This window comes from Lentibacillus juripiscarius, assembly GCF_042685205.1.
Classification (GTDB): domain Bacteria; phylum Bacillota; class Bacilli; order Bacillales; family Amphibacillaceae; genus Lentibacillus; species Lentibacillus juripiscarius.
Window position 1 is genome coordinate 199,066 of sequence record NZ_JBHUNA010000001.1, and the last position, 11,371, is coordinate 210,436.

An 11,371-nucleotide genomic window follows, 5' to 3' on the forward strand; every position below is an offset into this window, starting at 1 on the left:
TTTCTATGCAGCAGGTCCCTAAAAGTTTATAGAAAAAATTCCTGTTTGTAAATAATAACAAGCTGCGTCAATTAGTATTGCCTTACAGAAAAAAACTACTCACGTAATCCTAATAAACAAACAAAGAGACTGACATCAGCATTTGGATAGCTCCTTTCAACATGGTGAATAAAGGAGTCAAACGTAATGTCAGTCCCGGAACACTAAATTTCAATCCAATTGGTTACGCACTCTCTTTAGGAATTTTTTCGTTCTCATCCTGTACTGTACCGTCATTGAACACCAGTTTCGGTCTGCCATTCTCATTCTGGACGGTCTCTTTTGTAATGATGCACTTCTCAATATCTTCACGGGAAGGAAGCTCAAACATCACATCCAGCATGATACTTTCAATAATGGACCGCAGCCCGCGCGCACCTGTTTTGCGTTCAATTGCTTTATTGGCGATTGCCCGGAGTGCATCCTCTTCAAATTCAAGTTCTACACCATCGATTTCAAATAGTTTCTCATATTGTTTTACCAATGCGTTCTTTGGTTTCGTCAGAATTTCAACCAAGGCATCCTCATCAAGTGGTGTCAAGCTGCCAACGACAGGTATTCTTCCAATGAATTCCGGAATCAGTCCATAGCGGAGAAGATCTTCCGGAAGCACCTTTTGAAGGAGTTCACTTTGATCCAGATCCTCTTGTTTATCATCGGAACCAAATCCGATTACTTTTTTGCCAAGACGGCGTTTCACGATCTGATCAATGCCGTCGAATGCTCCGCCGACAATGAACAATACGTTCGTTGTATCAATTTGAATAAATTCCTGATGCGGATGTTTCCGCCCTCCTTGGGGAGGCACGCTTGCAACCGTGCCTTCCAAAATTTTCAAAAGTGCCTGTTGCACACCTTCGCCCGATACATCACGGGTTATGGAAGGGTTCTCTGATTTACGGGCAACCTTATCAATTTCGTCAATGTAAATGATGCCTTTTTCAGCTTTTTCCACATCGTAGTCAGCAGACTGAATCAGCTTCAGCAGAATATTTTCCACATCTTCTCCAACATAACCGGCTTCGGTTAATGATGTTGCATCTGCCATTGCAAATGGAACATTCAGGATTCTCGCGAGCGTCTGGGCGAGCAATGTCTTACCTGAGCCTGTTGGTCCGAGCATGGCAATATTACTCTTGGCCAGTTCCACATCATCTGCATTATTTTTCGGTGTGTTGATACGCTTATAATGGTTATAAACCGCTACAGATAAGTTTTTCTTTGCGGTCCCCTGTCCTATAACATAGTCATTTAGAATCTCATTAATTTCTTGTGGCTTCGGAAGCTCTTTAAATTCCGTTTCTTCTTCCGTGCCAAGCTCTTCCTCCACGATCTCCGTACAAAGTTCAATACATTCATCACATATATAAACGCCTGGTCCAGCCACTAGTTTGCGGACCTGATCCTGACTTTTGCCGCAGAACGAGCATTTCAATTGTCCCTTTTCCTCATTGAATTTAAACATTACATTTCACTCCTAAAAGTTTAAATCTGCTTTTTAAGCTGTTTCTGTTCATTTTTAACTTATCGTCATCATATCAAATCAGGTGGAGAAAACAAAACAATAACTCTTTTTCTGACTGACCTGATGTGACTCATTTTAGAAAACTCAGCTTATCGCAAGGCTTTCGCTGCATTTTTGCAGAGAGAAAGAATAAATACCTTCATACCTGCAAAAGAAGGCCTGCCAAACCTGCGCCTCATCTGACAGTATCACAATGGCTACCGGAACGTTCGGGTCTTCTTTCACCAGTTTATGACGATTGGACAAGATACATAACAATAAATAGGAAATTAACATATCTTTCATCTTACCTAAAGCTTCCAATCGCTACGCTGACAAGGACGGCTCCATTTGCAGATCAGCTGTTTAATGAATGAAGGCTTGGGCGGACTTGTGACATTTGCTTATGAAAGTGTAAAACAAGGTGCGAATGATGATCGCACCTTGTTTTATGGTTCGTTTTTCAATTGCATTGTTAATGGCTGCGGATACCGAAAATGTTCCTTTTACAATAATGCAGTCACTGCTGCTGAATTCATACTGAATGGCTCATTTCATAAACCTTGGTGTTTTTCCATTACATTTGATATAAACTGCGACACAGTGAACAATTTGTGTGCTATGACACCGCTACGGAAATACACTACGCTTTCCGCGGGCTCGCGCTGAGCCTTCTCGCTCGCAAAGTGCGCTCACTGTGGGGTCTCAGCGTCTTCGCTTTCCCGCTGGAGTCTTCGTGTATTTCCTCCGTGGTTTGAAGCTATTCAACTTCCAATCACTGTTAATTCTATTATGATGGTGATTGGAACGGCGGGCAGTCGACTCCTGCGGGAACAGCACGTGTCTGAAGACCCCACAGCGGCGGTTTTCCGCGAGGAGGCTGAAGCCGTGCCCGCGGAAAGCGACTGCCCGGAGTGGAAATCAACGTAGCAGTTACGTCGCATTTTATAGAAATTGTTAATCAGGGTTTCAAACAGTCTTTTAGAAAAACAGCTTATTGATTAAACGGCCTTGCTGTTTTCTTTCAGAAATTCAATTGCTTTTCGTGTTTTCAGCTCTTCTTTCAATGCATCCGTGTTACCGCCAAGCATTTGTTTAAGCTGATCAGCATCTGTGCCGTACATGGATGCCATATTGTTCAATTCTTCATCCACATCTTCATCGGTTACTTCCAGGTTTTCAGTATGGTAAATAGCTTCCAGGGTCAGGTTTGTTTTCACGCGTTTTTTCGCGTCTTCACGCATTTGTTCCTTTAATGCGTCCTTGTCCTGACCAGAGAACTGATAATACATATCCAGCGTCATGCCCTGCATTTGCAGCTGCTGTTCGAACTCCTGCAGCATACGGTCAAGTTCGCTTTCAACCATTGCATCCGGAATATCGACTTCCGCATTTTCTGATGCTTTTTCAATCAAAGTTTCCTGTTTTTGATTTTCAGCATCTTGCTCACGCTGTTTCTGGAGTTCCTCTTTCTTCTTCTCTTTCAATTCCTGAAGTGTTTCCACTTCCTCATCGACATCTTTTGCGAACTCGTCATCCAATTCCGGCAGTTCTTTCGTTTTTATGTCGTGGATTTTCACTTCAAAAACAGCTTCTTTGCCGGCCAAATGCTCTGCATGATAGTCTTCTGGGAACGTGATCTCAATCTCAGCTTCTTCTCCGGAAGCTTTGCCGACTAATTGTTCTTCAAAGCCTGGAATGAATTGGCCAGAGCCAATTTCGAGCGAAAAGTCTTCCGCTTTGCCACCTTCAAATGCTTCCCCGTCAACGAATCCTTCAAAGTCCATAACTACCGTGTCACCTTGTTCAACAGTACCTTCTTCTTTGACAATCAGTTCTGCATGGTGTTCCCGCTGATGTTCAATCTCATGTTCCACATCCTCATCAGTGACTTCCACCGATTGCTCTTCTACTTCCAGTCCTTTATAGTCACCAAGCGTGACCTCTGGCTTCACATTAACCGTTGCTTTGAAAGTTACACCTTTTCCTTGTTCGATTTCTTCGATGTCGACTTCCGGCTGCTCAATTGGTTCAATCCCTGCTTCTTCGACAGCTTTGACATAAGCATCCGGCAGCACGATGTCAACTGCATCCTGGTACAGCGATTCTACTCCGAAGCGTTTTTCAAAAAGTTTACGAGGGACTTTTCCTTTACGGAATCCCGGAACCTGAACATCTTTGACAACTTTTTTGAATGCTTGGTCAAGGGCACGGTCAAATTCTTCTGCATCGACCTCTATCGTGAGTACCCCTTGGTTGCCTTCTTGTTTTTCCCATTTTGCTGTCATAAAACACCCTCCAAAAATCTATTATTTCCATTTCATTTTTCCTTTTACAATTACATAGCATTATATGATAATCAAATTTGCAACCATCTCATTATAACATAAATGATGAACCTTTCAAGCATTACAGCGGACCTGGTCCTACGCCTCTATAATAGCCGCGTATAAGGCTCCGCACATTTTAATTTCTTCTATATATTTTGCTACTTGTTGATCCTCTTCTGCAGTCTCATGCGTATGTATATCCAAATATTCCTCACCTATCTTAGTCAATGCACGTGCAATGCTCTGAACATTATCATTTGTTGGCATAACGGGATAACGCACATAAAAATATTGATACATCAGCTGATCCATTAATTGATATAATGATGGATTTTCCTGTTCCAATTCACTAATGAAAAGACGAGTCTGCTTTAGTACCGGATGAGAGCCAAGCTTCGATATGTCCACTGGGGACGCTTCTATTTGCACATCCAATTTTCTAACCAGAACCTTTTTTCTGATATTTCTCTCCTGAAGCCACATAAAGATGGCGGTCTTAATCACTGGATGTACTTGATCACGACTCAATAGCAGCAGTACGTCGTCAGTCGGATTGCTTTCCAGCCTGCGCATCCGTTCGATGGACTTGTACTGATTGAAGTAATTTTCTTCTTTCACAGCCTGTAACAGTTCATTTATGTATTCGGTAGATTTTTCTGTTCGAATTTCTTCGTGCATATTACTGCTCATATCATAGAGCTGCCGGAATTGTTCTTTCGTCTCTGGCGGAATTGCATCCGACGCAAATTCCTTTTCTACTTGAGCCATCAGCTCCTGGTATTGGCTGGTCTGAAAAAGAATCGTTAAATAAATATGTACATAATGATAATAATGTTCATCAGGAATAAGGAGCAGCTCTTCACAAAGATCTTGTGCTTCATGGTACCGGTTCAGTTCCATCAGACAGATCAATTTGCCGATAACTATTTCATGATCACGTACGCCATAAGAGATTAATTGATCTAATTTCAAGAGCGCTTCGTTAAAACGTTGTTCCTTCAAGGCGGCAAGGCTTTTATCTTCCAAGGCCGTTCGCCATTTCGGAAAAAGGATTACTTTTTCAGATTGATTTGCCATCTGTTCACTCCTTTCTTATAAATTGTTTAATCATTTTCTTTTATCATCATACCCTTGATAGGACAATCCTACACTTGTTTCCTGCCCCCAGCTGCTGTTCTATAATAAAAGAGAAACCCGTTTCATTGATAAACAGGTTTCTCAAGCTGATGTCCCAGGCAGGATTCGAACCTGCGACCTACAGCTTAGAAGGCTGTTGCTCTATCCAGCTGAGCTACTGGGACGTGGATTATGTATGGAGCGGGTGATGGGAATCGAACCCACGACATCAGCTTGGAAGGCTGAGGTTTTACCACTAAACTACACCCGCATGGGAAATTGAGTTTTTACTATCTTGCTGGTCACGAACCAATCATGCCTCGTCACGTTGCATGATTTCTCGACGAAGGTTACGTTCCTCGCAACTCGCAGTATATTCGGCGGAAGCGTTGCTCGTGGCTGAGGTTTTACCACTAAACTACACCCGCATGATAAACAAATTACTTTTTTGACGGACAAGAGTAATTATATGCTTTTTATGAGCATTTGTCAACATATAAAACTATTTAAAGCATGCTGGTTATATAAAGAACCAGGAAATCGACTATATCTGTCGATTTCCTCATCACATTTAACCTAATGATGTTTTCAGTGAAAGTTCTTCCAAATGATTTCCGTCTGCTGTGAAGAAATCGACACTGATATCATCCGGTGTGTCCCATTTCATCAAGACATACGTTTGTTCTGTACGCCCGCGCGGCAAAAGAATACTTCCCGGATTAATCAACAGTTGCTGGCCAATTTTTTCGGCACCGGCTATATGTGTGTGCCCAAAGCAGATGACCCGGGCCTGAAGTTCTTGGGCCCGGTAAGCGATGGCCATCGGGTTAGATTTAACCTGATGCAGATGACCGTGTGCAATGAAGAAAGAAAGACTGCCAATGGTACTTGTCTGTTCATCAGGGAACCTTGCATCCACATCACAATTACCGGCGACTTTGATAAACCCATCAAGCTCCGGTGCATCCATATCCAGCTCTGAATCACCGCAATGGATCCTAAATTCCGGCGAGTGCCGCTCTTTAATTGCTTTCAGCTCGTCCGTTGAGCCATGACTGTCACTGACGATGAGTACTTCTGGCATTGTTGTCACCTCATTTGTTCTGATTCTTGACCCAGTCTTCCAGCTGAACGATTGCATTTTTTCGGTGACTGATTTTGTTTTTTTCCGCAGAGGAAAGCTGAGCCATAGTTTTATTATAGCCGTTGGGTATGAAAATAGGGTCATAGCCAAACCCATTTTCCCCCGCCTCCGAAAAAGCGATGGTCCCTTCACAACTGCCTTTTTTAAAGATAGCTGGTTCTCCTGGAATGGCTACTGCTAGCACACAAACAAACCGGGCAGTACGCTCCGATGCTCCAACCCCTTTTAATTCATACAGCACTTTATCTATATTTGCTTGATCATCTTTCTGTTCGCCGGCATAACGTGCAGAGTAAACGCCGGGCCTGCCGTTTAGTGCATCAATCATAAGCCCCGAGTCATCCGCCAGAACTGGACACCTCATCATCCCTGCAATACTCTGTGCTTTTATGGCGGCATTTTCCTCAAACGTTGTTCCGGTTTCTTCGATATCATCTATGTCTTTATCCAGTTCAGAAAGTGAAATGGCTTCTATATGATAAGCAGAAAAAAAAGATTTAAATTCTTTCGCTTTGCCGGCGTTCTTCGTGGCAATAATTATTTCTTTCACCGTGTATCTTCCTTTGTTTTGGTTTCACCGATATTGCCGGCTGCATCCCCAAGAACTTCCTTTTGGATTCCATTTATTTTTTTCAGCCCCCCAGAGGCAAGTCCGAGCATTTTTTGCAGCTGGTCTGAAGTAAATGTTGCTTCTTCACCCGTTCCCTGTACTTCCACAAATTCACCTTCACCTGTCATAACAATATTCATGTCAACGTGGGCATTTGAATCTTCTCCATAATCCAGATCAAGCAATTCTGTACCATCCGGCGAGATGCCGACTGAAATAGCTGCCAGGAAATCAGTAACGGGCATCTTTTTAATCGTATTGGCCTTCTTTAATTTATCAAATGCCAGTACAACAGCAACAAATGCACCTGTTATAGATGCTGTACGAGTACCGCCATCCGCCTGAATTACGTCACAATCGACCCAGACGGTCCTCTCCCCAATTTGATCCAGGTCTACGACGGAGCGTAACGCACGCCCGATCAGCCGCTGTATTTCCATCGTTCGGCCACCCACTTTTCCTTTGGAGGACTCACGAATATTCCGCTGTTCCGTCGCACGCGGCAGCATAGCGTACTCTGCTGTTATCCAGCCTTTGCCTTTCCCTCGCATAAATGGCGGGACACGATCTTCAATACTGGCATTGCAGATCACTTTGGTATCCCCGAATTCAATAAGTACCGAACCCTCTGGATGCTTAACATAATCCGTTGTGATCGTTATAGTTCTTAAATCATTATAATTTCGATTATTATTTCGCAATGACTGTAAGCCTCCTTATGATGAACCCAAGCTAATCCTAACATATTTTTTACCACAGGGGCATTTATTATTATCCAGCAAAAGAAAAAGACTGTGCGCGACAGTCTTGTACTGATAACAGGCTTTATGGGAGCGGTCGATGCTACTATAGCTTCTGTTTTGATATAAACTTTTGTTTGGTCACCGGTTCGGTATATGGTTCCCCGTTTTCATTAAAGAGTGTTTCTACATCTTCTACTTTCACTTCAACAGCCTCAACTGCCTTGTCCTGTGTCAATGACCGGACTAGTGATTCCATCACTTTATCAGAGATCACGGCTTTATCGCCGTCTTGTTTTTGGCTGTCTTGTAATACACCCTGGCTGAACATTACTTCCAGAACACCATCCCGCAAACTTGGATTATTCGTCAGCTCCGCCTCACCGTTGAACACATGCTGAAGATTCGTGTCAAAATTTGGTCCCTCCAGCAATTCGTTAATCATTGAACCATAAATGTCCTTGTTATCTACATCAACATGTTGGGTGACAGGGACAAAATACTGGTTGTCCCCTTGAACAGAGGGATAGTACAGCGTAACAGGCTCACTTTGCATCAGATCCACAGTTTCTGACTGTACAAGGTTAATACCATTCGCTCTCGAGTATCCTTCACCAATTGGCGTGCCATTCACAGGCATTGTATTTTGCAGTTGTCCATCGATTTGCAGCTTAACCTTATCGACCTGTTCAAATTGTGTCAAGGTATGCGTCATTGCCTGCAGGATTTTCATTTCATTTTCCGCTTTATAATTTTCAAATTCCTTGGAAACATTGACAATCATTTCCCCATTATCTTTCAGATTCAGCCCCAGTATTTGTGTACCGGCAGGCAATACAGCCTGAAATCCATTCGGCAGCATCGAAGTGACTGGCCCATCTTTCACAAGATATTCCAGTGCCTGTGCAGCAACTTCCTTGGATTCCGGCTGTGGCACCTGCAATGTTTGTGGAGCTACCATACCATTCGCATCAAGCAGATATAGCTGTCTTTCCACTGTATTGGCGGATGTATCCCCTTCAGCTTTATCCTTGTCCGCATTATCACCCTGTTTTCCGGAAGCAGGTTCGTCCAGCTCATTCTCATTTACAGCTTCAGCATTTGGTGGCGGATCAATCTCTTTATCATCCAGCGACTGTTCCCCTTGAAAACACCCGGTTAGTATAATAGCAAGCGACATCGCCATGCTGATAAGCAACAAACTGCGTTTCTGCATGTTTTTCCCTCCTACGATGGTTTGTACTATTATATATACGAGCTCAATAAAATTTTAGACCAACCTAATATAAAAAATTGGAATCTATTTTGATTCCAATTATCGCAAAGTGGCTTTTTCGATTGTAACCGAGTGGAAATGGTTAATAAATTCCTTGAAAATACCTTCCGCAATTTTTGCGAAAACTTCCAGCTGACCTGTTGAGTAAAATTGATGGAGAGGTGTCTCCTCACCCTTATAAAGGATTCCATGAAATTCCAGAATAGTACTCGCTTCCCTTGCTGTCTCCTCACTTGATGATATAATTGCAACATCATCCCCCATCACTAGCTGAATGGTATCTTTGATAAGCGGATAATGCGTACATCCGAGAATCAGCGTATCCAGGTTCCGCTTCTGTTTCAGGGGCAGAAGCGAGTCCCCGACAACCTCTTCCGTCTGCTCCCCTGACAGTCTGCCTTGCTCTACCATTGGAACAAATGAAGGACATGCCAACGACTGGACATCCAGATCCGCATTGATATCTTTCAATGCCTTGGCATAAGCATCGCTTCTGATTGTCCCTTCCGTCCCAATGACGCCGATATGGCTGCTTTTCGTCCCGTTAATCGCAGCACGTGCCCCTGGCTTGATAACACCTATTACCGGAATGGACAGATGCTCCTTCAGCTCGTGCAATGTAAAAGCTGTAGCGGTATTGCAAGCAACGATGAGCATTTTTATATCCTTTTCCAATAAAAACTCAACCATTTCCCAGGTGAATTTCTTCACCTCGTCCTTGGATCTTGGACCATATGGACACCGCTGTGTATCACCCAAATATATCAATCGTTCCTTTGGAAGCTGCCTCATCAGCTCATGCGCAACTGTAAGCCCGCCAACACCGGAATCAATAACGCCTATTGCCTTGTTCAAAACCAATCGCCTCTTCCATGTTGTTTAATCATGATTGTTGTTTCATTTGTTCGTACATGTACTCCAGAAGTTCATTCAATGTTTCTGTTTGTTCATTTGAAAGATTCCCCAGAACTTGCCCCAAATACTTTCGGCGTTTGGCAATAACCTCCTCAATGATTGTTTTGCCTTTCGTCAGTACATGGATACGGACAACACGTCGATCTTCCGTGTCCCGCACCCTTTCAACGAGACCATTTTTCTCAAGGCGATCAACCAAATCGGTTGTTGTACTGAATGCTAAACCATTTTTACTGGACAGTTCTCCGATTGTCAGAGCACCTTCATCAACCAGCCATTGCAGTGCGACAAATTGTGGTGACGTGATCGGATAATGATTGAGGATTTTTCGTCCATTTTGTTTAATATTACCTGAAATATAGCGCAGTCTTTTTTCGAGATCGGCAATGATATCGGCCGAATGATCCTTATTCAATCCGGGTAACCCCCTAGACAATACAATTTATATGAACAGTTTATCATAATCTGACGAAAATTGTTGTTCTTTGATACGACAAGATCTTTTCGCACACTTTGTTGTTTTTCCAATGCAGTTGATATAAACTGCGACGCACTGAAAATTCTCCTAGCGGGGCTATCACCTGTTCTGATTATAGTTAAGTGCTAAGAGACGCTTCGGGGGTTTCATTCTTTGGAGTGACGCAAAAAGCAACAGTCTTTTAGAAAACTGTCCTACGATAACAACAACGATACAGCAATTTTCCCAGAATGTAAATTTGCTGTTTCCTGTAATAACCGAATTTCTGGGTACATTGTCATAATATTAACTGTAGCGGAAAATGTGCTCACCGTTTACGCGTATTTTCATAAGCTATAGTGACTAAATAATTTACCCTTCATATGCAGCTCTTTGACAGCAAGGAGGGGTTATCATTTGAAGGACAACAACTACAAACCAAAGCAATTGCTAACGAAACGTGAAAAAGAAGTATTCGATCTCCTAGTACAAGATAAAACAACAAAAGAAATTGCCCAAGAATTGTTTATTTCTGAAAAAACAGTTCGGAACCATATCTCCAATTCAATGCAGAAGTTAGGTGTTAAGGGGCGATCACAAGCTGTAGTAGAATTGCTTCGCATGGGGGAATTAGAGCTCTAAGCGAAGTACAGCTTCAAATAGTGTGGGAGTACTCCCACACTATTTATTAGTTGATGAAAGATCAATTATGCTGAAGTTTTGTTTTTACTTGGTCGGTTAATGGGACGGGCTTACCGGATTCTTTATCCAGGTTCACCATTCTTCCGCGACCGGTCAAACATAGCTCATTCTCCGTGTTTACACCTAAGTAATGAACATCAAATGAAGTAGTGCCGATTTGATTCACTTTTACAAATAACAGAAGACGCTCATTGAAATAGATCTGCTTATGGTAGTCACATTGCAGATCGGCCACAATCGGGATGCTCCCATTGCTTTCGCTGCCATCAAAAAAGCCCACTTCCTTCAAAAATTCAACACGTGCTTCTTCAAAATAAATGAAAGCCGACACATTATTGACATGTCCAAACATATCTGTTTCAGAAAAACGGATATTGACCGGTATGTGGAAAGAAAATTCCGAACGCCATTCTTGTATATCCTCTATATACGGAATAGACCGCATATGGAATGCCCCCCTTGTATGCTTTTAATAGAGTAGGGTAACCTTTCTCAAGGCTACCCCCTCATCAAACCGCACGTGCCCTATTAAGGCATA

Annotated in this window: 11 protein-coding genes and 2 tRNA genes; 1 reads left to right on the plus strand and 12 read right to left on the minus strand. The window is 42.7% G+C overall.

Annotation, left to right across the window (positions count from 1 at the left end):
• Nucleotides 1–223: 223 nt before the first annotated feature.
• The 11 genes from clpX to ACFSUO_RS01115 form a co-directional block, all read right to left on the minus strand.
• A complete protein-coding gene (gene clpX / locus ACFSUO_RS01065; RefSeq protein WP_382390184.1) occupies nucleotides 224–1,504 on the minus strand; it encodes an ATP-dependent protease ATP-binding subunit ClpX in 1,281 nt (426 codons plus the stop codon).
• A gap of 1,040 nt (nucleotides 1,505–2,544) precedes the next feature.
• The gene (gene tig, locus ACFSUO_RS01070) at nucleotides 2,545–3,831 is read right to left on the minus strand and encodes a trigger factor (protein WP_382390186.1); all 1,287 of its coding nucleotides are present in this window, start codon (nucleotides 3,829–3,831) and stop codon (nucleotides 2,545–2,547) included.
• A 138-nt stretch (nucleotides 3,832–3,969) separates the two neighbouring features.
• Nucleotides 3,970–4,950: a tetratricopeptide repeat protein gene (locus ACFSUO_RS01075; protein ID WP_382390188.1), complete on the minus strand. Its 981-nt coding sequence runs from the start codon at nucleotides 4,948–4,950 to the stop codon at nucleotides 3,970–3,972.
• Between the two features lie 150 nt (nucleotides 4,951–5,100).
• A tRNA-Arg gene (locus ACFSUO_RS01080) sits at nucleotides 5,101–5,174 on the minus strand.
• A 12-nt stretch (nucleotides 5,175–5,186) separates the two neighbouring features.
• A tRNA-Gly gene (locus ACFSUO_RS01085) sits at nucleotides 5,187–5,260 on the minus strand.
• 300 nt (nucleotides 5,261–5,560) lie between these two features.
• Nucleotides 5,561–6,073, minus strand: a complete 513-nt coding sequence (locus ACFSUO_RS01090) for a metallophosphoesterase family protein (RefSeq protein WP_382390190.1) — start codon at nucleotides 6,071–6,073, stop codon at nucleotides 5,561–5,563.
• A gap of 10 nt (nucleotides 6,074–6,083) precedes the next feature.
• Nucleotides 6,084–6,683, minus strand: coding sequence for an XTP/dITP diphosphatase (locus ACFSUO_RS01095; RefSeq protein WP_382390192.1), 600 nt, complete (start codon nucleotides 6,681–6,683; stop codon nucleotides 6,084–6,086).
• Nucleotides 6,680–7,444, minus strand: coding sequence for a ribonuclease PH (gene rph / locus ACFSUO_RS01100; RefSeq protein WP_382390194.1), 765 nt, complete (start codon nucleotides 7,442–7,444; stop codon nucleotides 6,680–6,682). The genes ACFSUO_RS01095 and rph overlap by 4 nt, the downstream gene beginning before the upstream one ends.
• A gap of 145 nt (nucleotides 7,445–7,589) precedes the next feature.
• On the minus strand, nucleotides 7,590–8,699 hold the full coding sequence (locus tag ACFSUO_RS01105; RefSeq protein WP_382390196.1) for a GerMN domain-containing protein: 1,110 nt from the start codon (nucleotides 8,697–8,699) through the stop codon (nucleotides 7,590–7,592).
• 99 nt (nucleotides 8,700–8,798) lie between these two features.
• Nucleotides 8,799–9,614: a glutamate racemase gene (gene racE, locus ACFSUO_RS01110; RefSeq protein WP_382390198.1), complete on the minus strand. Its 816-nt coding sequence runs from the start codon at nucleotides 9,612–9,614 to the stop codon at nucleotides 8,799–8,801.
• Between the two features lie 28 nt (nucleotides 9,615–9,642).
• The gene (locus ACFSUO_RS01115) at nucleotides 9,643–10,089 is read right to left on the minus strand and encodes a MarR family winged helix-turn-helix transcriptional regulator (protein ID WP_382390200.1); all 447 of its coding nucleotides are present in this window, start codon (nucleotides 10,087–10,089) and stop codon (nucleotides 9,643–9,645) included.
• A gap of 459 nt (nucleotides 10,090–10,548) precedes the next feature.
• Between ACFSUO_RS01115 and ACFSUO_RS01120 the strand changes: the two genes are divergently transcribed.
• Complete coding sequence (locus ACFSUO_RS01120; RefSeq protein ID WP_382390202.1) at nucleotides 10,549–10,773, plus strand: helix-turn-helix domain-containing protein; 225 nt, start codon at nucleotides 10,549–10,551, stop codon at nucleotides 10,771–10,773.
• A 61-nt stretch (nucleotides 10,774–10,834) separates the two neighbouring features.
• On the opposite strand, the gene ACFSUO_RS01125 is transcribed toward ACFSUO_RS01120, so the two are convergent.
• On the minus strand, nucleotides 10,835–11,278 hold the full coding sequence (locus ACFSUO_RS01125) for an acyl-CoA thioesterase (protein WP_382390204.1): 444 nt from the start codon (nucleotides 11,276–11,278) through the stop codon (nucleotides 10,835–10,837).
• Between the last annotated feature and the right edge of the window lie 93 nt (nucleotides 11,279–11,371).